21 protein-coding genes are annotated in these 24,230 nt (G+C 73.4%); 10 read left to right on the top strand and 11 right to left on the bottom strand.

What is annotated here, in order from left to right; translation table 11 throughout:
- Nucleotides 1-19: 19 nt before the first annotated feature.
- Together E4U92_RS28295 and E4U92_RS28290 are read right to left on the bottom strand one after the other, a co-directional pair.
- Nucleotides 20-1,690: a threonine/serine exporter family protein gene (locus E4U92_RS28295; protein WP_137303266.1), complete on the bottom strand. Its 1,671-nt coding sequence runs from the start codon at nucleotides 1,688-1,690 to the stop codon at nucleotides 20-22.
- 140 nt (nucleotides 1,691-1,830) lie between these two features.
- Entirely contained in the window at nucleotides 1,831-2,322 is a 492-nt protein-coding gene (locus tag E4U92_RS28290) for an inorganic diphosphatase (RefSeq protein WP_067240787.1), read from the bottom strand.
- 79 nt (nucleotides 2,323-2,401) lie between these two features.
- On the opposite strand from E4U92_RS28290, the gene dacB reads away from it, so the two are divergent.
- The 6 genes from dacB (at nucleotide 2,402) to folE (ending at nucleotide 10,394) form a co-directional block, all read left to right on the top strand.
- Nucleotides 2,402-4,171 (top strand): D-alanyl-D-alanine carboxypeptidase/D-alanyl-D-alanine endopeptidase, encoded by a 1,770-nt coding sequence (dacB, locus tag E4U92_RS28285; RefSeq protein ID WP_137303265.1) that lies wholly within the window; start codon nucleotides 2,402-2,404, stop codon nucleotides 4,169-4,171.
- 213 nt (nucleotides 4,172-4,384) lie between these two features.
- Nucleotides 4,385-5,497, top strand: a complete 1,113-nt coding sequence (locus E4U92_RS28280) for a zinc-dependent metalloprotease (RefSeq protein ID WP_137303264.1) — start codon at nucleotides 4,385-4,387, stop codon at nucleotides 5,495-5,497.
- Nucleotides 5,498-5,722: 225 nt separating this feature from the next.
- Complete coding sequence (gene tilS, locus E4U92_RS28275; RefSeq protein WP_137303263.1) at nucleotides 5,723-6,805, top strand: tRNA lysidine(34) synthetase TilS; 1,083 nt, start codon at nucleotides 5,723-5,725, stop codon at nucleotides 6,803-6,805.
- A 50-nt stretch (nucleotides 6,806-6,855) separates the two neighbouring features.
- Nucleotides 6,856-7,416 carry a hypoxanthine phosphoribosyltransferase gene (gene hpt, locus E4U92_RS28270; RefSeq protein WP_067240779.1) on the top strand — a complete coding sequence of 187 codons (561 nt, stop codon included), beginning with the start codon at nucleotides 6,856-6,858 and terminating at the stop codon, nucleotides 7,414-7,416.
- A gap of 206 nt (nucleotides 7,417-7,622) precedes the next feature.
- Nucleotides 7,623-9,662: an ATP-dependent zinc metalloprotease FtsH gene (gene ftsH, locus E4U92_RS28265; RefSeq protein ID WP_137303262.1), complete on the top strand. Its 2,040-nt coding sequence runs from the start codon at nucleotides 7,623-7,625 to the stop codon at nucleotides 9,660-9,662.
- 120 nt (nucleotides 9,663-9,782) lie between these two features.
- The gene (gene folE, locus E4U92_RS28260; RefSeq protein WP_137303261.1) at nucleotides 9,783-10,394 is read left to right on the top strand and encodes a GTP cyclohydrolase I FolE; all 612 of its coding nucleotides are present in this window, start codon (nucleotides 9,783-9,785) and stop codon (nucleotides 10,392-10,394) included.
- A gap of 85 nt (nucleotides 10,395-10,479) precedes the next feature.
- On the opposite strand, the gene E4U92_RS28255 is transcribed toward folE, so the two are convergent.
- The 6 genes from E4U92_RS28255 to E4U92_RS28230 form a co-directional block, all read right to left on the bottom strand.
- Nucleotides 10,480-10,965 (bottom strand): DUF3180 domain-containing protein, encoded by a 486-nt coding sequence (locus E4U92_RS28255; RefSeq protein ID WP_137303260.1) that lies wholly within the window; start codon nucleotides 10,963-10,965, stop codon nucleotides 10,480-10,482.
- 61 nt (nucleotides 10,966-11,026) lie between these two features.
- A complete protein-coding gene (gene folK / locus E4U92_RS28250) occupies nucleotides 11,027-11,638 on the bottom strand; it encodes a 2-amino-4-hydroxy-6-hydroxymethyldihydropteridine diphosphokinase (protein ID WP_137303259.1) in 612 nt (203 codons plus the stop codon).
- Entirely contained in the window at nucleotides 11,635-11,994 is a 360-nt protein-coding gene (gene folB, locus E4U92_RS28245) for a dihydroneopterin aldolase (protein ID WP_137303258.1), read from the bottom strand. The genes folK and folB overlap by 4 nt, the downstream gene beginning before the upstream one ends.
- Before the next feature lie 240 nt (nucleotides 11,995-12,234).
- Nucleotides 12,235-12,738, bottom strand: coding sequence for a nuclear transport factor 2 family protein (locus E4U92_RS28240; protein WP_137303257.1), 504 nt, complete (start codon nucleotides 12,736-12,738; stop codon nucleotides 12,235-12,237).
- Complete coding sequence (gene folP, locus E4U92_RS28235; RefSeq protein WP_137303256.1) at nucleotides 12,735-13,613, bottom strand: dihydropteroate synthase; 879 nt, start codon at nucleotides 13,611-13,613, stop codon at nucleotides 12,735-12,737. Before folP ends, E4U92_RS28240 begins: the two co-directional genes overlap by 4 nt.
- A 146-nt stretch (nucleotides 13,614-13,759) precedes the next feature.
- Nucleotides 13,760-15,571: a phosphatidylglycerol lysyltransferase domain-containing protein gene (locus tag E4U92_RS28230; protein WP_137303255.1), complete on the bottom strand. Its 1,812-nt coding sequence runs from the start codon at nucleotides 15,569-15,571 to the stop codon at nucleotides 13,760-13,762.
- 221 nt (nucleotides 15,572-15,792) lie between these two features.
- On the opposite strand from E4U92_RS28230, the gene E4U92_RS28225 reads away from it, so the two are divergent.
- Entirely contained in the window at nucleotides 15,793-16,908 is a 1,116-nt protein-coding gene (locus E4U92_RS28225) for an alpha/beta hydrolase (RefSeq protein WP_137303254.1), read from the top strand.
- Between the two features lie 138 nt (nucleotides 16,909-17,046).
- Nucleotides 17,047-18,543 (top strand): hypothetical protein, encoded by a 1,497-nt coding sequence (locus E4U92_RS28220; protein WP_137303253.1) that lies wholly within the window; start codon nucleotides 17,047-17,049, stop codon nucleotides 18,541-18,543.
- 56 nt (nucleotides 18,544-18,599) lie between these two features.
- Here E4U92_RS28220 and E4U92_RS28215 read toward each other — a convergent pair whose 3' ends face one another.
- Both E4U92_RS28215 and E4U92_RS28210 read right to left on the bottom strand, forming a co-directional pair.
- Complete coding sequence (locus tag E4U92_RS28215) at nucleotides 18,600-19,934, bottom strand: PH domain-containing protein (protein WP_137303252.1); 1,335 nt, start codon at nucleotides 19,932-19,934, stop codon at nucleotides 18,600-18,602.
- Nucleotides 19,931-20,443: a PH domain-containing protein gene (locus E4U92_RS28210; protein ID WP_137303251.1), complete on the bottom strand. Its 513-nt coding sequence runs from the start codon at nucleotides 20,441-20,443 to the stop codon at nucleotides 19,931-19,933. Before E4U92_RS28210 ends, E4U92_RS28215 begins: the two co-directional genes overlap by 4 nt.
- 31 nt (nucleotides 20,444-20,474) lie before the next feature.
- Here E4U92_RS28210 and E4U92_RS28205 point away from each other — a divergent pair, with 31 nt between their 5' ends.
- Complete coding sequence (locus E4U92_RS28205) at nucleotides 20,475-21,626, top strand: NADH-quinone oxidoreductase subunit D (RefSeq protein WP_137303250.1); 1,152 nt, start codon at nucleotides 20,475-20,477, stop codon at nucleotides 21,624-21,626.
- 25 nt (nucleotides 21,627-21,651) lie between these two features.
- Here E4U92_RS28205 and E4U92_RS28200 read toward each other — a convergent pair whose 3' ends face one another.
- A complete protein-coding gene (locus E4U92_RS28200) occupies nucleotides 21,652-22,767 on the bottom strand; it encodes an SAM-dependent methyltransferase (protein WP_137303249.1) in 1,116 nt (371 codons plus the stop codon).
- Between the two features lie 184 nt (nucleotides 22,768-22,951).
- On the opposite strand from E4U92_RS28200, the gene E4U92_RS28195 reads away from it, so the two are divergent.
- Nucleotides 22,952-24,154, top strand: a complete 1,203-nt coding sequence (locus tag E4U92_RS28195) for a sensor histidine kinase (RefSeq protein ID WP_137303248.1) — start codon at nucleotides 22,952-22,954, stop codon at nucleotides 24,152-24,154.
- Nucleotides 24,155-24,230: the final 76 nt, after the last annotated feature.

Here is a 24,230-nt window from a genome sequence, read left to right as displayed (position 1 = left end):
CGCGCGTCGGCCGCCCGGCTCAGAAGCCGCGGGTCCGCTTCGCCGCCCTGCGCTTCTCCACCGAGACGCGCAGGAACAGCCGGGAGACCTCCGACCCGAGGTTGACGCCGATCGCGATGGCCATGGCCAGCGCCGCCGCCTTGGTCAGCGACACCAGACCCCGGTCCACCTCGTTCTGCGCGATGGCCAGCAGCCCGAAGTACGTGGCGGAGCCCGGCAGCAGCGGCCCGATCGCCGCCGTCGTGTACGGCAGGGCCGAGGCGAACCGGTAGCGCGAGAGCAACTGCCCGAACAGGCCCACCAGGCCCGCGGCGGCCGCCGTGGAGGCCACCGGGGAGATCCCGCCCGTGTAGTGCATCGCGCCGTAGACGACCCAGGCGACACCGCCGTTGCAGGTCACCGACAGCACGGTGGACCGCTCCTGCTGGAGCAGCACCGCGAAGGTGAGCGACAGCAGCATGGACGCGACGGTCTGCACCACCGGCCGCTCCGCGCCGACCAGCGCCGCGTCGGGGTTGAGGTGGGCGCCCAGGTTCACGCCCACGTAGAGCACCACCAGCACCCCGACGACGATGCCGACGAAGAAGTACATGACCTCCAGCAGGCGCGCGGCCGCGGTGATGTAGAAGCCGGTCAGCCCGTCCTGCACGCCGGCCACCAGCGCCCGCCCCGGCAGCAGTGCGAACAGCCCGCCGGTGATCACCCCGGACGCGGCCACGTCGACGTGCGCGAGCGTCAGCGCCACCCCGATCGCCGCGGGCGGCATCGCGGCCACCAGGAACTGGTAGAACTCCGGCAGCCCGCGCCCCGCGCACAGCCAGGCCAGCCGGTCGCCGAGCATCGCGCCGACCGCCGCCGCCAGGAACACCAGCACCCCGCCACCGACCAGCACCGAGGCCGCGCCCGCCAGCAGCCCGCTGGCCGAGGTGAGCACCCAGGTGGGGTACGGGTGCCGGTTGCGGCGGATCTCCGCGAGGCGCCGGTAGGCGTCCTCCAGCGACAGGTGGGTCTCCGGGTCGCTCAGGTCGTCCACGAGCCGGAACACGGCCGCCAGGCGCGTGTAGTCGCTGCCCCGGCGGCGCACCGTGCGCGAGGCCGTCACCGGGTCCTCCACCAGCGACGGCTGGTAGGAGATGGACAGCAGCGTGAAGGTGACGGTCGGCTCGCAGCGGTCCAGGCCGTAGCTGCGGCACACCGCGAACATCGCCGCCTCGACGTCCTCCGCGCCTTCCCCGCCGGCGAGCAGCAGCTCGCCGATGCGCAGGGTCAGGTCCAGCACGCGCGGCACGGCCGGCCCCTCGTCCTCCGCCTTCGGCCGGTGCTCCGGCGCGGGCCGCTCGGTCACCGGCATGCGCAGCATCGCCCGCATCCGGTCCTGCCAGGGCACGTCCTTGGCGAGGCTCACCGCCGGCACCCCGGCGGGCGGCGTGAACGCGGCCGGGGCGCTGCGCGCGTCGTACGTGCTCGGCAGGCTGAACGCCGACCCCTCCGGCTCGGCGGTGGTCGCCTGCGGCGCGTCCAGCCCCCGCGGGAGGGCGAACTCCGACGTGGTCTCCGCCTCACCGCCGGTTCTCTGGACGGCCAGCCCCTTCGGGAGGGCGAACTCGGACGTGATCTCCGACGTCGACTCGCCGTCGTAGACACTCCTCGCCTCGTCCGACTGCGGCTTGCGGTCCTCCGCCTCCGTCACTGAGCAACGCTCCCTGAACGACACATTCCGTATCCCTCAGTATGCGCACGGAGATCCATCCGACACACGAAGGGGCCGCACGCGCACGCGTGCGGCCCCTTCGGGTACAGGCTCAGAGGTCAGAGCCCAGGGCACCGGGCTCAGTGGCCGCCCTGCTCCTTGAAGCGCTTGTACGACCGCTCGATCTCCGTCTCGGCGTCCGTGCGGCCGACCCAGTTGGCGCCCTCGACGGACTTGCCGGGCTCGAGGTCCTTGTAGACCTCGAAGAAGTGCTGGATCTCCAGCCGGTCGAACTCCGACACGTGGTGGATGTCGCGCAGGTGCTCCACGCGCGGGTCCGTCGACGGGACGCACAGCAGCTTGTCGTCGCCGCCGGCCTCGTCGGTCATCCGGAACATGCCGATCGCGCGGCAGCGGATCAGGCAGCCCGGGAAGGTGGGCTCGTCCAGGATGACCAGCGCGTCCAGCGGGTCACCGTCCTCGCCGAGGGTGTTCTCGACGAAGCCGTAGTCGGTCGGGTAGGCGGTCGAGGTGAAGAGTCGACGGTCCAGGCGGATCCGACCGGTCTCGTGGTCCACCTCGTACTTGTTCCGCGAACCCTTCGGAATCTCGATCGTGACGTCGAACTCCACCGGTGGCTCCTCCATGATCAACACATACTTCGGGTGATTAAGTGTCCCTCACGCAGGTGTGTGATCGCGAAAGGGGCTGGTGGTCGTGCCAGAACTGAGGCCTTGGCGGGCCGCGGGACCGCACGCGGCACGGGTCGCCGCCGCCCTACGCCCCCGTCTGGCCCGGGTCGCAGCGACGGTGGCACCGCCGCTCGCACGGCTGCGGCGGACCGCCTCCGCACGGGTCGAGCCGTCGGCAGCGCCACGGGACGCACAGGCCGCGGGCCCCCGGGTGGCCCGGGTCGCGCGGGTCGCGCGGGCCGTTCAGCCGCGGGTCGCGCGGCTGGTGCAGGCCACGAAGGCGCGGGTTGGGCACCTGCGCGGCACACGCCCGAAGCCCGGCCCGAACTGGCGCTACACCGCGGGTGCGACGACCGTCGGGCTGGCCCTGGCCGCCGGTGTGGTCACCGCCGCCGGCCCCTGGGACTCCACCGGTCAGCGTACGGCCGAGCGGGACCACGCCGTCGCCCTCGGCCGCACGGGTGGCGCAGATCACGGAGCCGCGCACGGCCCCGCCCACCCCGCGGACGCCGTACCGCGCCCCGCGCCCAGCGCCGCCGCCGTCCTCACCGGCCTCGGCGGCGCCACCGGCAACACCGTGAAGTCCGCGCCGCGGTCCGCCCCGGACCCGGCCGCCCTCGCCGCGGTCCTCGGCCCGCTCCTCGCCGACCCGGCCCTCGGCCCCCAGCACACCGCCGCCGTCGTCGACGTGGCCACCGGACGGCTGCTGTACGGCTCCGGCGCCGACCAGCCCCTGACGCCCGCCTCCACCACGAAGATCGCCACCGCCGTCGCCGCGCTGTCCGCGTTGGGCCCCGACCACCGCCTCACCACCCGCACCGCCCTCGAACCCGACACCGGCGAACTCGTCCTCGTCGGCGGCGGCGACCCCACCCTCACCGCACGCCCCCGCGCCGACGGCTGGGCCAGCCTGCGCACCCTGGCGGACTCGACCGCGGCGGCGCTGAAGAAGCGCGGCATCAAGCGCGTCACGCTGTCGTACGACACCACCCTGTTCGCCGGGTCCGGCCGTCACCCCATCGGGGAGAACGGCAACCTCGCCCGCGTCACCGCCCTGATGGCGGACGAGGCCCGCACCGACGACTCCACCAGCGGCCCCGTGCGGCGCTTCCCCGACCCGGCGGCGCAGGCGACGAACGAGTTCGCCGCGTTCCTCGACGCGGCCGGCATCACCACCTCGCCGCCCGGCCCCTCCAAGGCGTCGACCCGCGCGCAGACCCTCGCGACGGTGTCCTCCCCGCCGCTGTCCGCCCTGGTCGAGCGGATGATGACCAACAGCGACAACGACATCGCCGAGGCCCTGGCCCGCCAGACCGCCCTCGCGAGCGGCGTGCGCGCGGAGTTCGCGGGCGCCGGCACGGCGATCGGGGCCCAGCTCGAGAAGCTCGGGCTGCCGCGGGCGGGGGCGATCTTCCACGACGGCAGCGGGCTCGACCGCACCGACAAGCTGACCGCCCGCCTGCTCACCGCCCTCCTCACCAAAGCGGCCGACCCCGCCCGGCCCGGTCTGCGCCCCGCCCTCACCGGCCTGCCGGTCGCCGGCTTCACCGGCACGCTGTCCGCGCGCTACGCGAACGGCCCGGCCGACGGCGCCGCGGGCGTGGTCCGCGCCAAGACCGGCACGCTGACCGGCGTCAACACCCTCTCCGGCACGGTCGTGGACCAGGACGGGCGCCTGCTGGCCTTCGCCTTCCTCACGGCCGACCCGGACAGCCCGGGGGAGGCGCCACCCGTGCAGGCGGCGCTGGACCGGGCGGCGACGGCGCTGGCGGCTTGCGGCTGCGGCTGAGCGGGGCGGTCCGTGGGGGTGGGGCGCGGCGGTCGTCGAGGTGCGGGCCGGTGGGGGCTGGTCGCGCGGTTCCCCGCGCCCCTGAGTGGGACCGGTGGACGCCGTTGAGCAGTGGCCCGAGCCCCTTCGGTGGGAGCAGCGACGGCCGTTGAGCAGTTGCCCCGGGGGCTCCGTGCTCTGCCCCAAGGGGGAGGGCTCACGTACGGTTGACGCATGACGAGCATCGGTGGTGCCGAGATGGTCGACTGGAATCTCGCGGTCGCGACCGCGACCCGGCTCGTGCGGCCGGGCCCCGAGGTGAGCCGCGACGAGGCCAGAGCCGTCGTCGCCGAGCTGCGCCGTCACGCCAAGGCCTCGGAGGAGCACGTCCGGGGCTTCACCCGGATGGGCACCGAGGAGACCCACGACACCCCGGTCCTGGTCGTCGACCGCCCCGGCTGGGTCCGGGCGAACGTCGCCGGCTTCCGGGAGATCCTCAGGCCCCTGCTGGAGAAGATGCAGGAACGTCGCGGCAACAGCGCCGGCGGCGCGGTCCTCGGCGCCGTCGGCGGCAAGGTCACCGGCGTCGAACTGGGCATGCTCCTGTCGTTCCTGTCCTCCCGCGTCCTCGGCCAGTACGAGACCTTCGCCCCGGCCACCCGCGACCTCCCGGCCGGCGGGAGCGGCGGCGGCCGGCTGCTCCTGGTCGCCCCCAACATCGTCCACGTGGAGCGCGAACTCGACGTCGACGTCCACGACTTCCGCCTGTGGGTGTGCCTGCACGAGGAGACGCACCGCACCCAGTTCTCCGCCGTGCCCTGGTTGCGCGACCACCTGGAGGGCGAAATCCAGTCGTTCTTGGCGGAGACCGACGTCGACCCCATGACCTTCCTGGAGCGGATCCGCGAGGCGGCCCAGTCGCTGGCCGGCGGCCGCCCCGAGGCGGAGGAGGACGACGGCGGCCGGTCCCTCGTCGAACTCGTGCAGTCCCCGGCGCAGCGCGAGATCCTCGGCCGCCTCACCGCGGTGATGTCCCTCCTGGAGGGCCACGCCGACTTCGTGATGGACGGCGTCGGACCCGCCGTCGTGCCGAGCGTCGCCGAGATCCGCGAGAAGTTCCAGCAGCGCCGCGCCAAGGGCGCCTCCCGCCTGGACACCGCCCTGCGCAAGCTGCTCGGCCTGGACGCCAAGCTGCGCCAGTACCGCGACGGCGAGCGCTTCGTGCGGGCGGTCGTCGACGAGGTCGGCATGGACGGCTTCAACCGCGTCTGGACCAGCCCGAACACCCTGCCCACCAAGGCGGAGATCTCCCAGCCGGCGGACTGGATCGCGCGCGTGCACCGCTAGCGGGGCCCTGGCCCCGCCGGCCCGGCGCGCAACGGATCGGCAGCCCGGCGTGAAAGGAATCGGCCGACGGCAGACGAACGCCGCTCCAATCACCCGTCCGAGGGACCGTGAGGCTCCCGCAGGCGTGCGATGCTCGGGGAGCGCCCCGGTTCTGTCACCATCTACACACTCTGCGTGACCGGACTTCGGGCTCACCCCCCGAAAACTTCATGAAGGGAACCGGACATGGGTCCCCATCCTGCGGTCGCGGCGATACGCCTGGCGGTCCGCCGCGTCCTCCACGACATCCTGATCGAACAGACCTCCCCGCAGCCCCCGGTGCCGACCCCGGCGGCCGCCGGATCCACGGCGCCGTTCCCCCGGGCCGCCGCGCGCCCCCCGCACGAGCGAGCGCCGTCGCCGCTCGTGCTCGTGGCCTGCTCCGGCGGCGCCGACTCCATGGCGCTCGCCTCCGCCCTCGCCTTCGAGGCCCCCCGGCTCGGCGTCCGCGCGGGCGGCGTGACCGTCGACCACGGCCTGCAGACCGGCTCCGACCAGCGCGCCGCCGAGGTCGTCCAGCGCCTGCGCGAACTCGGCCTGGACCCCGTCGAGTCCACCGCCGTCACCGTCGGCCGCGAGGGCGGCCCCGAGGCCGCCGCGCGCGACGCCCGCTACGCCGCCCTCGACGCCGCCGCCGAGCGCCACGGCGCCGCCGCGGTCCTGCTCGGCCACACCCGGGACGACCAGGCCGAGACCGTCCTGCTCGGTCTCGCCCGCGGCTCCGGCATCCGCTCCCTTTCGGGCATGGCCGCGGTCTCGGGGGCCGACGGCCGTTACCGGCGCCCCTTCCTCCACCTCGACCGGCAGACCGCCCGTAAGGCCTGCATGGCCCAGTCGCTGCCCGTCTGGGACGACCCGCACAACGCCGACCCCGCGTACACGCGCTCCCGGCTGCGGCACGAAGGACTGCCCGCCCTGGAGAAGGCGCTCGGCAAGGGCGTCGTGGAGGCCCTCGCCCGGACGGCCCAGCTCTCCCGCGACGACGCCGACGCCCTGGACGCCTGGGCCCGCCAGGCCGAGGACGCCGTACGGGACGCCACGGGCCTGCTGGAGTGCGCCAAGCTCTACGCCCTGCCGCCCGCCGTGCGCCGCCGGATCCTGCGCCGCGCCGCGATCGAGGCCGGCGCCCCGGCCGGTTCGCTGTTCGCCCGCCACATCGAGGAAGTCGACCGGCTGATCACCGGCTGGCGCGGCCAGGGGGTCATCAACCTCCCCGGCAAAGTCGTCGCCCAGCGCCAGGGTGGCAGACTGGTGATTCGGCAAGGCTGAATCCGACCCCCTGCGGCGGAGCGCGACAGCCGGTGGGACGACCGAAAGTGATGCGGGTGGACGCGAAAGACATGGGTGCCGACCTCCAGCAGGTGCTCATCACCAAAGAAGAGATCGACGCGAAACTGGCCGAGCTGGCCGCGAAGATCGACGCGGAGTACGCGGGCAAGGACCTGCTCATCGTCGGAGTCCTCAAGGGCGCGGTGATGGTCATGGCCGACCTCGCCCGGGCGCTGTCCACCCCGGTCACCATGGACTGGATGGCGGTGTCCTCGTACGGCGCGGGCACCCAGTCGTCCGGCGTCGTGCGGATCCTGAAGGACCTCGACACCGACATCAAGGGCCGGCACGTCCTGATCGTCGAGGACATCATCGACTCCGGCCTGACGCTGTCCTGGCTGATCAACAACCTCGGCTCCCGCGAGCCGGAGTCGCTGAAGATCTGCACCCTGCTGCGCAAGCCGGACGCCGCGAAGGTCGCCATCGACGTGGAGTGGGTCGGCTTCGACATCCCGAACGAGTTCGTCGTCGGGTACGGGCTCGACTACGCGGAGAAGTACCGCAACCTGCCGTTCGTGGGGACGCTCGCGCCCCACGTCTACGGCGGCTGAGCACCCTTCCCGTCCGGCCACTGGGCCGGACGGGCCGGTCCGGCACGGCGATCGGGAACCCCAGCGGCTCCCGCACCGTTGGACCATGCGGACGGGCTCCCGGCTCTCCGGTGCGGCTTCGGCCCACGATGCTGGGGTACCGTCAGAAGAACTGTCTTATCAAACTCACTATGGCAGGAGGGACGGGGCGGCACCGCTCCGTATGGATGGACGTGAAGCGATACTTCCGTGGGCCGGTCATGTGGATCGTGCTGGCCGTCCTTGCCGTGGTCGTGTTGATGCAGGTCGTCGGCTCGTCCGGCGGCTACAAGACGGTGGACACCGGCCAGGTCGTCGCAGCGATCAACGACAACAGGGTCGAGTCGGCCAAGCTCACCACCGGTGACGAGCAGACCATCAAGGTCACGCTGAAGGACGGCGAAAAGGTCGAGGGCAGCTCGAAGATCCAGGCGAGCTACATCGGCGACCAGGGCGTGACCATCGCCAACACGCTGCAGACCAAGTACCAGGACAAGCAGATCACGGACGGCTACACGGTGTCGCCGTCCAAGCAGAACCCGTTCGTCGGGATCCTGCTCTCCCTGCTCCCCTTCGTCCTCATCGTGGTCGTCTTCCTGTTCCTGATGAACCAGATGCAGGGCGGCGGCAGCCGGGTGATGAACTTCGGCAAGTCGAAGGCCAAGCTCATCACCAAGGACACCCCCAAGACGACCTTCTCGGACGTCGCGGGCTGTGACGAGGCCGTCGAGGAGCTCCAGGAGATCAAGGAGTTCCTGCAGGAGCCGGCCAAGTTCCAGGCCGTCGGCGCCAAGATCCCCAAGGGCGTGCTGCTCTACGGCCGTCCCGGCACCGGCAAGACGCTCCTCGCGCGCGCCGTGGCCGGCGAGGCCGGGGTGCCGTTCTACTCGATCTCCGGTTCCGACTTCGTCGAGATGTTCGTCGGTGTCGGTGCCTCCCGGGTCCGCGACCTGTTCGAGCAGGCCAAGGCGAACGCCCCGGCGATCGTCTTCGTCGACGAGATCGACGCGGTCGGCCGCCACCGCGGCGCCGGCCTGGGCGGCGGGCACGACGAGCGCGAGCAGACCCTGAACCAGCTCCTCGTCGAGATGGACGGCTTCGACGTCAAGGGCGGCGTGATCCTCATCGCCGCGACGAACCGGCCCGACATCCTCGACCCGGCGCTGCTGCGGCCCGGCCGCTTCGACCGCCAGATCGCGGTCGACCCGCCGGACCTCCAGGGCCGTCTGGAGATCCTCAAGGTCCACCAGAAGGGCAAGCCGGTCGCGCCCGACGTCGACCTCGCCGCGGTCGCCCGCCGCACGCCCGGCTTCACCGGCGCGGACCTGTCGAACGTGCTGAACGAGGCGGCCCTGCTCACGGCCCGCAGCGACAAGAAGCTGATCGACAACTCCATGCTGGACGAGGCGATCGACCGTGTGGTGGCGGGCCCGCAGAAGCGGACCCGGATCATGTCGGACAAGGAGAAGAAGATCACCGCGTACCACGAGGGCGGACACGCCCTGGTCGCGGCGGCCTCGCCGAACTCCGACCCGGTCCACAAGATCACCATCTTGTCCCGCGGCCGCGCCCTGGGCTACACGATGGTCCTGCCGGACGAGGACAAGTACTCCACCACGCGCAACGAGATGCTGGACCAGCTGGCCTACATGCTCGGCGGCCGCGCGGCGGAGGAACTGGTCTTCCACGACCCGACCACGGGCGCGGCGAACGACATCGAGAAGGCCACGGCCACGGCCCGCGCCATGGTCACCCAGTACGGCATGACCGAGCGGCTGGGCGCCATCAAGTTCGGCGGCGACAACACCGAGCCGTTCCTCGGACGTGAGATGGCTCACCAGCGCGACTACTCGGAAGAGGTCGCCGCACTGGTGGACGAGGAGGTCAAGAAGCTCATCGAGAACGCGCACAACGAGGCCTGGGAGATCCTGGTCGAGAACCGCGACGTCCTCGACAACCTCGTCCTGAAGCTGCTGGAGAAGGAGACGCTGGGCAAGGAGGAGATCGCCGAGATCTTCTCCACCATCGTCAAGCGGCCGGCGCGGCCCGCCTGGACCGGCTCCTCGCGGCGCACACCGTCCACCCGTCCGCCGGTGCTCTCCCCCAAGGAGCTGGCCCTGACGAACGGCGCCAACGGCGCGACGCCCGCGATCTCCACCGTCAAGTCCACCGCGACGGAGTCCGCCCCGGTGGCGGAGCCCGCCCCGGAGGACCGCCCGGAGAGCTGACCAGGCCCGGAATGGATGCCGCGCCCCCCAGGTTCTAGCCTGGGGGGCGCGGTTTGTCGTATGACCGCCCCCGCAGCGCGTACCCCACACGTGTGACCCGCAGAGGAACGAGGCACCAAGATGACCGACCCCGTGACGCTGGACGGCGACCGCGGCGGCGCCATCGGCGAGTTCGACGAGAAGCGCGCCGAGAACGCCGTGCGCGAACTCCTGCTGGCGGTCGGCGAGGACCCGGACCGCGAGGGCCTCAAGGAGACGCCGGCGCGGGTGGCACGGGCCTACCGGGAGATCTTCGCGGGTCTGTGGCAGCAGCCCGAGGACGTCCTGACGACGACCTTCGACCTCGGTCACGACGAGATGGTCCTGGTGAAGGACATCGAGGTGTTCTCGACCTGTGAGCACCACCTGGTGCCGTTCCGGGGCGTCGCGCACGTCGGCTACATCCCGTCCGCCAGCGGGAAGATCACGGGCCTGTCCAAGCTGGCCCGGCTCGTCGACGTCTACGCCCGGCGCCCCCAGGTGCAGGAACGTCTCACCACGCAGATCGCTGACTCCCTGATGGAGATCCTGGAGCCGCGTGGCGTCATCGTCGTCATCGAGTGCGAGCACATGTGCATGTCGATGCGGGGCATCCGCAAGCCCGGCGCCAAGACGCTCACCTCTGCGGTGCGCGGTCAGCTCCGGGACGCGGCGACCCGCAACGAGGCGATGAGCCTCATCATGGCGCGCTGACGCGCCGTGCCCCGGACGGGGGCGGTCCGTGCCCGGTCCGTGCCTCCGCCCGGTCGATCCGGCGGGCGGACCGGTTCGGGAGGGCTCAGGCGGCCGACGGGGCGCCCTGGTCGTGGTCGTCGTCCTCCGGGAGCCTGCAGACGCGCTCCAGGAAGATCCCGGCCGCTATGACGCCGATGCCCGCGAGGACCGAGAAGCCGGCGTAGATGGCCTGGTCGCGTCGGGCGGGGATGTCCAGGGACTCGAGCAGGACCACGCCGGTGCCGCCGTACATGCCGGCGACCAGGGCCGCGACCAGGGCGCTGGCCTGGCCGAAGACGACCGCGCGGGCCGCCATCAGCGGATCGACGCCCTTGGCCTCGGGACGGCGCTCGCGCTGGGCCCGCAGCCGGGCGCGGAGCGAGAGCGCCGTGGCGAGCAGGACCACCGCGATGAGGGCCAGCACGATGGGCGCGGCCAGGGGGACGCTGGGGAGGGTCCCGATCGAGTTCCAGAGGCGGGCGCCCGCCCAGGACAGGACACCGGCCACGACGAAGACGCCGGCCAGCAACCTGATGCGCAGCTCTCTCACGGTGATCCTTCAGCTCCCCCGGCCGGGCCCGGCGTACGTGTGGTGTCCTCGACCTTAACGACTACTCGGGCAGCCGGAGTTCCAGGTCCGCGCGGGGCGCGACGCCGTCGCGGGTGACGGTGCCGAGGAGGTCGGCCACCGGACCGCGGCCGGGAAGCCGCGCGCCGGGCTCCACGTCGTGCCACGGGGCGAGCACGAAGGCCCGTTCGTGGGCGCGCGGGTGGGGGAGCGTCAGCACCGGGTCGTCGGAGACGACGTCGGCGTACGCCACGATGTCGACGTCCAGCGTGCGGGCGCCCCAGCGCTCCTCGCGGACCCGGTGGAAGGCCTCCTCGACGGCGTGGGCCCGCTCCAGCAGGGACGACGGCGGCAAAGTGGTCTTCAGCAGCACCACGGCGTTGAAGTACGACGGCTGGCTGCCCGGCTCCACGCCCCACGGCTCGGTCTCGTACACCGGGGAGACGGCCTTCACGCGCACGCCCGGGGTGTCCTCCAGGGCGTCGACGGCGCCCTGCAGGGTCTCCAGCCGGTTGCCCAGGTTGGAGCCGAGGGAGATCACCGCCCGCTGCGGGTTGTGCAGCGTGGTGTCGGCGGCGTCGACCCGCTCGACGACGGAGGCGGGCACCGGCTGGACGGTCGGGTCCGTCGGGCCCTGCGTGAAGGACGCGGTCATGCTCGGCTCCGGATGATGGTGACGGTCACGTCGTCGAACGGGACGGTGATCGGCGCGTCCGGCTTGTGGACGCGGACCTCGACCTCCTGGACCTGCTCGTGCTTCAGGCACGTCTCGGCGATGCGCTCGGCGAGCGTCTCGATGAGGTTCACCGGCTCGCCCTCGACGACGGCCACGACCTCCTCCGCCACGATGCCGTAGTGCACGGTCTTCGCCAGGTCGTCGTCGGCCGCGGCCGCCCGGGTGTCCAGTCCCAGCACGAGGTCCACGAGGAAGGTCTGGCCCTCCTCGCGCTCCTTGGGGAACACGCCGTGGTGCCCGCGGGCCTTCAGGCCGCGCAGCGCGACACGATCCACGCGAATCACTCCTGCAATCGTCGGTGGCGGCCGGTCGCTGCCACGTGCGGGCGGCACGCCGGCCTCGAACGAATCTACCTGCGGGCACCGACAACGACGGGCCGCGGGGGCGCCGGCGGGTGTCGGATCCGGCCGGTTGCGCCGGGTGTTCCCCCGGGGGAACACCGGTGGTTCACCGGTCGGTGCCCGCACCTGCCGCCGGCGGGTGATTCCCACCACGCCCCGAGAGGCGTCTACCCCTCAGGAGGGCGTCTCCTCGTCCTCGTCCTCGTCGTTTTCGGCCAGAACCGGCGAGGCGTGGTGCGACCAGAGCTTCCAGCCGTCGGGTGTGCGCCGGAACACGTTCGTCGCGACGACGAGCTGCCCGACGAGCGGGCCCAGTTCCTCGCCGTCCTCGGGGGCGGGGCCGCCGCTGAGGATGTTCTCGGTGCAGGTCACCACGGCCGTGTCGCCGGTGACCGAGACGTGCACGTCGGTGAGGAAGAACTGGATGTAGTCGGTGTTCGCCATGATCAGCGCGTACGACCGCAGCACCTCCCCCCGGCCGGTGAGCACCGGCCAGCCCGGGTGCACGCAGGAGACCACGCCGGTGTCGGCCGGGTCGTGGTACGTCTCGTCGACGCCCAGGTCGGCGGGGGTGAGCCAGAGCGCGGACACCTGCTCGAAGTCGCCGCGCTCCAGGGCCTCGTAGAAGGCGGCGTTGGCGGCCTCGACCCGCTCCACGTCGGTGTGCGGGGCGCTCACCGGGTGCCGTCCGCCTGCCGGGCGCCTTCCAGGGCGCGCGCGACCCGGACCGCGTCGGCCGTGGCGTGCACCTCGTGGACGCGGACGGCCCAGGCGCCGGCGTGCGCGGCGAGGGCGGAGACGGCCGCGGTGGCGGCGTCCCGCTCCCGCGCGGGCGGCGGCGCGCCCTCGGGGCCGGCGAGGACACGGCCGAGGAACCGCTTGCGGGAGGCGGCGACGAGCAGCGGGTGGCCCAGGGAGTGCAGCCGGTCGAGGTGGGCGAGGAGGGTCAGGTCGTGCCCGGCCTCCTTGGAGAAGCCGAGGCCGGGGTCGACGACGATCCGGTCCGGGGCGATGCCGCCCGCGAGCACGGCCTCCACGCGCGCGCGGAGCTCGTCGACGACCTCGGTGACGACGTCGTCGTAGACGCCGCGGACGTTGCCGCCCTCCAGGAAGCCGCGCCAGTGCATGACGACGAAGGGTGCCCCGGCGTCGGCGACGACGGGGATCATCGCGGGGTCGGCGAGGCCGCCGCTGACGTCGTTGACGAGGGCGGCGCCGGCGGCGAGGGCCTGCCCGGCGACCGAGGCGCGCATGGTGTCGACGGAGACGACGACGCCCTCGGAGGCGAGTCCGCGGACGACGGGGATGACGCGGCGCAGCTCCTCGGCCTCGTCCACGCGCGTGGCGCCGGGGCGGGTGGACTCCCCGCCCACGTCGACGAGGTCGGCGCCCTCGGCGACCAGGGCGAGGCCGTGCTTGACGGCGGCCGTGGTGTCGAACCAGCGGCCGCCGTCCGAGAAGGAGTCGGGCGTGACGTTGACGACGCCCATGACCGCGCACCGGTCCCACTCGGGAAGACCGGCGACCCGCCCGCGTCCGCTCTGCTTGCTCATATGTTCAGCCTAGGCCCAGGGCACGACACGCTGTGCAGCACGCGCGCGTGGTGCGGGCGGGTGGTGCGGGTGGTCCGGGCGGGGGCCTCAGGGCTGGAGGGGGGCGAGGCCTCCGCCCGGACCGGTCGGGGTGGTCCCCGTGGGGGCTACGCGGCGCGGGCTTCGTGCTCGGTCAGGGCGTGCGCGCACGGGCGCGGGGCGGGCCGGTGCCGGCGCAGGAAGCGCGGCAGCGGCAGGGCGAGCGTGACGAAGCCCTCCGCCTGCATGGCGGCGAAGCCGATGCGGGGCAGGTCCGCGGAGGCGCGGTAGACGACGAAGCGGGGCTCCCAGCGCGGCTGGAACTTGGCGTTGAACTTGTACAGCGACTCGATCTGGAACCAGCGCGAGAGGAAGACGAGCAGTCCGCGCCAGGCGCGCAGCACCGGTCCCGCGCCGATCTTCTCGCCGCGGGCCAGCGCCGAGCGGAACATGGCGAAGTTCAGCGACACGCGCGTGATGCCGAACCTGGGCGCGGCCTGCAGGGCGGCCACGATCAGCAGCTCGTTCATCCCCGGGTCGGCGGCGCGGTCGCGGCGCATCAGGTCCAGCGAGGCGCCGTCGCTGCCCCAGGGCACGAAGTGCAGGATCGCCTTCAGGTCGCCGTAGGGGCCCGTTTCCGGGTCGGCCTTGTGGGCGGTGGCGATGAGGCAGTCGCCGTCGGCCAGGTCGCCGATGCGGCCCAGCGCCATGGAGAAACCGCGCTCGGTGTCGGTGCCGCGCCAGTCCTCGGCGGCTTGCCGGATGCGCTCCAGCTCCGCCTCGCCGAGGTCACGGACACGTCGTACCCGGGTTTCGTAACCGGCGCGCTCGATGCGCTTGACCATCTGGCGCACGTTGCGCATCGCGCGGCCGGCGAGGGAGAAATCCGCGACGTCCACCACCGCCTCGTCGCCCAGTTCGAGGGCGTCGAGACCGGTCTCACGGGTCCACACCTCGCCGCCCGTCTCCGAGCAGCCCATCACGGCGGGCGTCCAGGAGTGCGCCCGGGCCTCGTCCATGAACCGCTCGATGGCGCCCGGCCAGGCCTCGACGTCACCGATGGGGTCGCCGCTGGCGAGCATCACGCCGGAGACGACGCGGTACGTCACGGCGGCCTTGCCGCTGGGGGAGAACACGACGGCCTTGTCGCGGCGCAGCGCGAAGTGGCCGAGGGAGTCGCGCCGGCCGTGCTTGTCCAGCAGGGCCCGCAGGCGCGCCTCGTCCTCCTCGGTGAGCTGCGCGGCGGGGTGCTCGGGCCGGAAGGCGAGGTAGATGGTGGTGACGGCGGTGAGCAGGCCCAGCGCGCCCAGGGAGAAGGCGACCGTCCAGGAGGTGTCGCCCTGGTAGTCGACCGGGCCCTCGAAGCCGAACAGGCCGTACAGGACGTGCGTCAGGCGATCGGCCAGGCTCGGGTCGCCGACCACGCGATTGGGGTGGACGCTGACGATGACCAGCCCCAGGACGAGGGAACCGGCGCCCATGAGGACGAAGTTGGCGAGCGCGCGCCAGCGGCTGCGCGGGTCGGGCAGGGCGGAGAACTGGTCGCGGTGGCGCAGCAGCGGCACCAGCAGGGCCGCGGAGATCAGCGCGCCCAGCAGCGAATGGCGGTACGAGAACTGGGCGATGGCGCCCGCGGGCAGCAGCGCCACGGCCGCCCGCCAGGCCCGCCGCTTGCCCCGCTTCAGCCCGTGCGCGAGCAGCAGCAGGAGCACGCCGGCGCTCAGCGAGAGCGCGGCGGCGAACGGCCCGAACGCCCCGGGCAGCACCTCGGCGAGGGTGTGCATACGGCTGTGCCGGAACCGCGGGAACACGCCGGCGGCGACGTCCAGCAGGCCCACGAGCGCGCAGGCCCTGCCGACGAGCACGGGAACGGATTCGGGGCGCGGACCCCGGAGCATGCTCCGCACCCGGCTTGATCGGCGCGGAACCCCGCCCGACATTTCCCCATCTAGCCTGACAGACATCGCTTCCCACAGTGTTCGCGAGGGACCTGGATTCCGGAGCCGATCGGGCATCCGGCGACATTGCGCCCTCTAGGACGGTGTCTCGGGGAGAGAGGTTCACTCGTCTCCTCAAAGCCACTCCAAAGCCCACGGAAAGTCCGGGGCAAGCGTGCCCGACATCACGGGTGCACGGACGGAAAGCGCAGGCAGGAACCCCCATGGGTCTCACGAGCACAACGGTTCTGCTGGTGGCGGTGGTGTCCGCCGTCACGCTGTTCGTCGGCACGGTCTGGCTGTGGCCGCGGCTGGCGCGGCGCGGCTGGCGGGCCGTCGGCGGGCGGGTCGGACTGCTGCTGGGCACCCAGGTGATGCTGTTCGCGTCCGTGGGCCTGGCCGCGAACCAGGCCTTCGGCTTCTACGCGAGCTGGGCCGACCTGTTCGGCCGGGAGACCGACCAGGGCGTGGTGGTCGACCACACCGGCGGCTCGGGCGGCCCGCTGGAGGTCCTGGGCACGCGCCAGGTCGACGGTCCGGGCGGCAGACGCCCGCAGCAGGGCGGGCAGATCCAGAAGGTGGCGCTGACGGGTCGTACGTCGCACATCGCCACGCCCGCGTACGTGTACCTGCCGCCGGAGTACTTCCAGCCGCAGTACCGCACGCGCGTGTTCCCCGCCGCGGTCGTCCTGACGGGGTACCCGGGCACGGCGGAGGCCCTGTTCGAGAAGCTGCACTACCCGCGCACCGCGCGGGACCTCGCCAAGAACGGCCGGACGCAGCCGATGATCCTGGTGATGCTGCGGCCGACGGTGGCGCCGCCGCGCGACACCGAGTGCGTGGACGTCCCGGGCGGGCCGCAGACGGAGACGTTCTTCGCCAAGGACCTGCCCGAGGCCATGCGCGCGCACTACCGGGTGGGCCGCGAGCCGGCGGGCTGGGGCGTCATCGGCGACTCCACGGGCGGCTACTGCGCGCTGAAGCTGGCCCTGCACCACCCGGGCGTCTACGCGGCCGGCGTCGGCCTGTCGGCGTACTACAAGGCGCCCCTCGACCCGACAACGGGCGACCTCTTCCACGGCGACGCGAAGCTGCGCGACGAGGCGGACCTGCGCTGGTTCCTCGCGCACCGGCCCGCCCCGGACACCTCCCTGCTCGTCACCACCAGCAAGATCGGGGAATCCAACTACAAGGCCACGCTGAAGTTCATCGACCAGGTCAAGGCCACCGGGAAGACCCGGATCTCCTCGATCGTGCTGGACAGCGGCGGCCACAACTTCAACACCTGGCGGCGGGAGATCCCGGCGGCGCTGCAGTGGCTCAGCGGGCGGCTCGGTTGAAACGATCTTGATTCTCGTCGAATTCGGCACGCAATCGGAGGGGAAAGTGATTTCTGATGCTCCGTGAAGGCCACGGGACGGCAGCCTTTTTGCGGGGCGGGGCGCCAACATTCGCCTACGCGCGGTAAGTTTCTGGCCATGCCACGTGGACGTCACCGCCATTCCCCACCTCTGCACAGGCTGTTGCCGCCCTCGGCGATCGCCGGCGTCTCCCTCGTCTGCGCACTGGGCCCCTGGGTGTTCACCGAGGCCGTGGTGCTGCGCGCACTGGCCGCCGCTGCCGCCGCCACGGCGGTCATCGGCGCGTTCGTCATGCGCCGCTGGGACATCCAGGCCGGCAAGCAGGTCGCCGACCTCACGCGCGCGCGGGTGAGCGACGAGTGGCGGTTCGAGGAACGGGTCGCGGAACTGGAGTCCGACCTCGAGGAGTCGCGCGAGCTGCGCAAGAAGCTGGAGCAGCGGCTGCGGGCCAAGCGCTCCGAACTGGCGGGGCTGCGCAACGAGCACGCGGCCCTGCTGCGGCGGTACGCCACGGCGGAGACCGAGCGGGCGAGCGCCCTGGAGGGCCGCCGCCTGCTGGAGATCGAGACGACCGTCCCGGCGGCGCGCGAACTGACCGCCGGGCCGGGGACGTCCACGGCGGCGGAGCGGAGCGGGACCGAGCGGGCGGACGCCGCGGACTCCGTGGACGCCTCGGACTCCTCGAACGACGAGCCGGTGGAGCAGGCCGAGCCGGTCGTGCCGGTCCAGAACAACGCCGCGGCGGACGATGCCGACGGCACCGCGGAGGCGCCCGAGATCCCGGGGGCTTTCTCCCCGGCGGGTTCCCAGCTGTTCCTGCGGGCCGGAGCGGCGCTGAGCCGCCTGGACGGGGAGAGCGGCGAGAACGCGGAGAACGCGGAGAACGCGGAGAACGCGGAGAACGGCACGAGCGGGGAGCCCGCCGACAAGTCCGGCCAGGCCGGCAACGGCGGCGAGTCGGAGTCCGCGTCCGTCCAGGAGGACGACCCGCAGGGGAAGCCCGAGGCGGCCGACGAGCACGCGCGCGCGGCCGCCACGGAGACCCCCGACGCCACCGAGGCCGCCGACGCCGCCGACGCCGACGGAGGCGAAGCGACCGAAGGCGTGGACGCGCAGAGCCGTACCGCCACGGACGACGCGGACGACGCGGACGGCGAGGACGGCGGGGACGACGACCCCTCCGCCCAGCCGGTCGCCCGGGAGACCGACGAGGAGCGCGGGACCGCGCGCCCCGCGGAGGCCCCCGCGCCCGCCGCCGCCGTCGTGCCGCGGCCCGCGACCCCCGCGCAGCGGCCCGCCGGTCACTTCACCGTGCCGACCGCCGTGGCCGTCGTACCGGCGTCGCAGCCGGTGCGGCGTCCCGCGTCCGAGGGCGGGTTCGACTTCTTCGGCACGAAGAAGTCGTCGGCGTCCGCCGCGATGGAGGCCGTGCAGAACGAGGACCTCGCCGACGTCGTCGGACAGGAGGCGCTCGCGCTCCACAAGGCGGAGGCCGAGGCCGAGTTCAAGCCGGCCGACGAGGACACGCGCGGCGTCGGCCAGGTGATCGACCTGACCGCGCACGACGAGACCGAGCAGATCGACCTGCAGGGACTGCGCAGCGCCGCGTCCTGAACGCCGTGGCGCGCCGTGCGTGCCGTGGCATCGGTGGCCCGGGCCCCTGACGGGGCTCAGGCCATCCAGCGGTCGGGCCGGGCGTCCCTGCGCCCGGTCCGGGACCGTTCCGCCTGACCGCGCAGCAGCTCCGCGGCCTCCTGCGCGTCCCGCAGACGGGCCGTGACGGTCTCGCCGGCCCCGGTGTCCACGTGCACCGCCGCGAGCCGCCACAGCCGCTGCCAGGGCCCTTGGGTGAGCCGTACGCTCTGGACCTTCGCGTGGGGCACGAGGGCCAGGTCGCGCCGCAGCAGCCCGTGCCGGGCCGCGAACACCGCGTCCGTGACCGCGATCCCGTACCCGCGCCACCACAGCGGCAGGCACCGCCCGGCCCGCCGCGGCGGGCGCGACAGCGCGGCGTCGGCCGGCACGGACACCCCGGGCAGCACGCGCGCGATGACCGCCTCGGCCGCCGCGCGGGGGGCGACGGGCACCAGCACGGAGTTGTCGGAGCCGGCCACGTCCAGTTCCACCCGCACCCAGTCGCGCCGCCGCCACAGCACCGGCTGCACGACCCGCACCGTCTGCACCCGGCCCGGGGGCACCGTCTCGTGCGTGCGGTCCAGCAGCCCGTGGTCCAGGCGCAGCCCGTCGGGGGAGTCGCCGACCGTCCAGTCGTACTCGGCGACGAACCGGCCCGCGCTGCGCGCACCGGCCGCGCCCAGCAGCGGCAGGCCCGTGGCGAGCACCGTCCACACGCTGTGGGTGACCAGCCACAGCACCGGCGGGACGACCAGCGCGGCGGCGACCGCCCCCCAGGTGGCACCCCTGAGCGCCAGGGACACCGCGAGCGCGCGCGGCGGCACGCGCAGCAGCTCGTGCGCCGGTGCCTCCCCGACCTTCTGCGCCGTCCCGGGCGCGAACCCGGCGGCCCGCGCGAGCAGTTCGGCGCGCAGGACGCGCGCCTCGTCCTGGCCGAGGAACGCCAGCTCGTCCTTCTTGTCCGCGCCGACGACGTCCAGCCGCAGCTTGGCGACGCCCGCCACGCGCGCGAGGAGCGGCTGGGTGACGTCGACCGCCTGGATGCGCTCCAGCCGGATGTGCGCGGTGCGCCGGAACACCAGGCCGGTGCGGATGCGCAGTTCGCTGTCCGTCACCGAGAACCAGGTGAACCACCAGCTCAGGAAGCCGTACAGGGAGGCCGCCGTGACGATGACCGCGAGGGCGAGCAGCAGCGTCGTGGTGGTCAGCCGGGTGAGCTGCTGCTGCGCCTGGTTCGGATCGTGCGCCGCCCAGCCGACGAGCACCGTCACCGGCGCCCACGCCCGCCGGAACGGCGTCACGGGGTGCAGCCGCCGCTCGTCCACCGGTTCCCGCACGCGTACGGCGTCGTCGACGCCCTGCGCGGTCACAGGCCCGCCGATCGGGCCTCGCCCAGCTCGGTCAGCCGGTCGCGCAGCCGCTCCGCCTCGGCCGGGTGCAGGCCCGGGATGGCCGCGTCGGTCGCCGCGGCCGCCGTGTGCAGCTGCACGCTGGCCAGCCCGAAGTGCCGTTCGACCGGACCGGAGGTGACCTCCACCAGCTGCATGCGCCCGTACGGCACCACGGTCTCCTCGCGCCAGAGCACACCGCGGCTGATCAGCAGGTCGTCGGCGCGCTCGGCGTACCGCCAGGAGCGCCAGTTGCGTCCGATCAGCACCCAGCCCCAGGCCAGCGCGGCGAGCGGCAGCAGCGCGAACGCCGCCCACGCGGGGCCGACGCACAGCCCCAGTGCCAGTCCGGTGCCGAGGGCGGCCGGCACCAGCCACACGACCAGCAGCAGCCGGCGCATGCGCAACAGTCCCGGCGGCAGACCGGTCCACCCCGGCCCGTCCCCCGCCCCGTCCTCGGTCTCCACGCCCCGTGGGCTCCCCGTCTCCATGCGGCCAGCGTACGTAGGGGAGACTGGGTCCATGACTCCTACGACGGAGACCACGGTCGGGATCGGCGGTGCCGCGGAGAGCACCGACATGGTGCTCAACATCGGACCCCAGCACCCGTCGACGCACGGGGTGCTGCGGCTGCGGCTGCTGCTGGACGGCGAGCGCATCACGCGCGCGGAGCCGGTGATCGGCTACATGCACCGCGGCGCGGAGAAGCTGTTCGAGGCGCGCGACTACCGTCAGATCATCATGCTGGCCAACCGCCACGACTGGCTGTCGGCGTTCTCCAACGAACTGGGCGTGGTCCTCGCCGTGGAGCGCATGCTCGGCATGGAGGTGCCCGAGCGGGCGGTGTGGACGCGCACGCTGCTCGCCGAGCTGAACCGGGTGCTCAACCACCTGATGTTCCTCGGGTCGTACCCGCTGGAACTCGGCGGCATCACGCCGGTCTTCTACGCGTTCCGCGAGCGCGAGGTGCTGCAGAACGTCATGGAGGAGGTCTCCGGCGGCCGCATCCACTACATGTTCAACCGCGTCGGCGGCCTCAAGGAGGACCTGCCGGCCGGCTGGACGGCACGCGCGCGGGAGGCCGTCGCCGCGGTCCGCTCGCGCATGGACGTGTACGACGACCTGGTGCTCGGCAACGAGATCTTCCGCGGGCGCACGCGGGGCGTGGGCGTGCTCGCGCCGGAGGCCGTCCACGCGTACGGCGTGAGCGGGCCCATCGCGCGGGCCTCGGGCGTCGACTTCGACCTGCGCCGCGACGAGCCGTACCTCGCCTACGGGGAGCTCCAGGACACCCTGCGGGTCGTCACCCGCACCGAAGGCGACTGCCTGGCCCGCTTCGAGGTGCTGCTGGCGCAGACGCACAACGCCCTCGACCTCGCCGACGCCTGTCTGGACCGGCTCGCGCACCTGCCGCCGGGGCCGATCAACCAGCGGCTCCCGAAGGTGCTGAAGGCGCCGGAGGGGCACACGTACGCGTGGACCGAGAACCCCCTCGGCATCAACGGCTACTACCTGGTCAGCAAGGGGGACAAGACCCCGTACCGGCTCAAGCTGCGCTCGGCGTCCTACAACAACATCCAGGTGCTCAACGAGCTGCTGCCGGGGACGCTGGTGGCCGACATGGTGGCGATCCTGGGGTCGATGTTCTTCGTGGTGGGGGACATCGACAAGTGAGTGGCGCGCGTACGGCGCCGAGCGCTCACTCGCCCAGTGGGTCCGGGATGCCCACCGGGTGCAGCAGCCAGCCGAAGTCGCCCAGTCCGCCGGGTGCCGTGAGCTCGGCGGCCTCGCCGGCGCCCGCGAGGGCGCGGACGTAGCCCGCGGGGTCGGTGGAGGCGAGCGCGAGCGGGGGGCGCGCCCCGGTGACGCCGAGGGCGCGCAGGGCGGCGCGCTGGGTGAGCAGGAGAGGGGCGGACGCCTGGGCGTCCGCCGCGGTGGCCGCCCTCGCCGCCGACGACGCGGCCGCCGCCTCCGCGCACGCGTCCAGGGCCACGTGGGCGGTGATGTCGCAGGAGCCGTCCGGCACCGGGGGCGTCTCGCGGCCCGCGCGGAAACCGGTGAGCGTGCCGAACGGGGGGCGCGCCTCGCGCGCGTGGGCGTAGTCCACGGCCACCGCGAGCCCCCGCCGCACGGCGGCCACGGCCGAGGCCCACGCGGCGTCCCGGGGCAGGCCGATCTCCGCGCGCGTGCCCTCCTCGGCGGGCAGGGGCCACCAGCGGGCGAGCCACCGCGCCTGCGCCCCGGCCACGGGCTCCCCCAGCCGTTCGGTGCCGTCGTCCCGCACCAGGACCAGCCGGGGCACGCCGGTGGCGTCCACCTCGGCGACCTCGACGGGCACGTTGTCCAGCCACTCGTTCGCGAACAGCAGCCCGGTGACGTCCTCCGGCAGGTCCGCGCGCCACTGCACCCGGGGGTCGAGCCGCGCCGGGCGGTCGGCGAGCTCGACGGCGTAGGCGCGCGTGCGGGCGGCCACCTCGGCGGGCAGCGCGGCCAGCACACCGGCGACCAGCTCGCCCCGGCCCGCGCCCACGTCGACGAAGTCCAGCGGGGCGGGCCGGCCCAGCGCCTCGTCGACCCGGCACAGCAGCCGGGCCACGGCGCCCGCGAACAGCGGCGAGGCGTGCACCGACGTACGGAAGTGACCCGCGGGGCCCTCGGGCCGCCGGTAGAAGCCCTCAGGGCCGTACAGGGCGTCCTGGGCGGCCGCACGCCAGCCGCGCCAGGTGCCGCCGTCGCCGCCCGCGCCGTGGCCGTCGCCCGCCGTGCCCTGGCCGCCCGCGCCGTGACCGTCGTCGCCCCCGCCGTGGCTCCTCACGCGCGTGCCCTCCCGTCCGTGCCGTCCGTCGTGCCGTCGCTCCTGCCTGGCCGTGTTCGGCCCCGCGCGGCCAGCCTAGGGGCACCGGTGATCACTGCCTCCACCTTGGGGAGTACGCGCGTCGGGTGCGGATCGGCCCTCCGGTTGACCCCTGCACGCATCTCGCTTCCCTACGCTGGGTTACGTGCAGCGCCTCTATGACTTCCTCCGCAGGCACCCGACCGGGGTCGACGGCTTCTGGGCCCTCGTCCTGTTCGGGCTCTCCGTGGTGACCGCGGGAGCCGGCCAGGAGGTCCGGGGCACCGACAACCTGGCGCTGGTCGTCCCCATCGTGCTGCTGCTCAGCCTGGTCGTGGCACTGCGCCGGCGGATGCCGGAGAAGATGCTGGTGCTGGCGGGTGCGCTGGGCCTGGCGCAGCTCGTCCTGGACGTGGGGACCACGGTCGCCGACTTCGCGATGCTGGTGATCGTCTTCACGGTGGCCGCCACGGGCGCCCGCTGGGCGTCCCGGCTGGCGCTCGGCATGGGCCTGTCGGCGGCGGCCCTGGCGCAGTTGCGCTGGCCGAACGACCAGGCCAGCGTCCCCGGCAACATCGCGATCGTGGTCTTCCAGACGGTGCCGTTCGCGCTCGCCTGGGTGCTCGGCGACTCGGTGCGCACCCGGCGCGCGTACTTCGCCCAGCTCGAGGAGCGCGCGGCGCGCCTGGAGAAGGAGCGCGAGGCGCAGGCGAAGGTCGCGGTCGCCGCGGAACGCGCGCGGATCGCGCGCGAGCTGCACGACGTGGTCGCGCACAACGTGTCGGTGATGGTGGTCCAGGCCGACGGCGCCGCCTACGTCCTGGACGCCGCGCCCGACCAGGCCAAGAAGGCCCTGGAGACCATCTCGTCGACCGGCCGCCAGGCCCTCGCCGAGATGCGCCGCCTGCTGGGCGTGCTGCGCACCGGTGAGCACCAGGAGAGCGGCGAGTACGTCCCGCAGCCCGACGTGGAGCAGATCGAGGACCTGGTCGAGCAGTGCCGCGGCTCGGGCCTGCCGGTCGACTTCAAGGTCGAGGGCACCCCGCGTCCGCTGCCCAGCGGCGTGGAGCTGACCGCGTACCGGATCGTGCAGGAGGCGCTCACCAACACCCGCAAGCACGGCGGGCCCAACGCGGGCGCGAGCGTGCGGCTGGTCTACTTCGACGACGGGCTCGGCCTGCTCGTCGAGGACGACGGCAAGGGCGCTCCGCACGAGATGTACGAGGAGGGCGGCGCGGACGGCCAGGGCCACGGGCTGATCGGCATGCGCGAGCGGGTGGGCATGGTCGGCGGCACCCTGGACGCGGGGCCCCGCCCCGGTGGAGGCTTCCGCATCAGCGCCCTGCTGCCGCTCAAACCGGCGCACTGACGCCGACGCACGCCCCCTGGTGACACCTGTCACGCCCCCCTACGGCCGACCCGCTCGCTCTCCCCACGACCCACTC

Origin of the sequence: Streptomyces galbus, assembly GCF_005280195.1 — a bacterium.
GTDB classification, from domain to species: domain Bacteria; phylum Actinomycetota; class Actinomycetes; order Streptomycetales; family Streptomycetaceae; genus Streptomyces; species Streptomyces galbus.
Note: the sequence above shows the minus strand (reverse complement) of the source record. Positions and strands in the feature narration are given on the sequence as shown.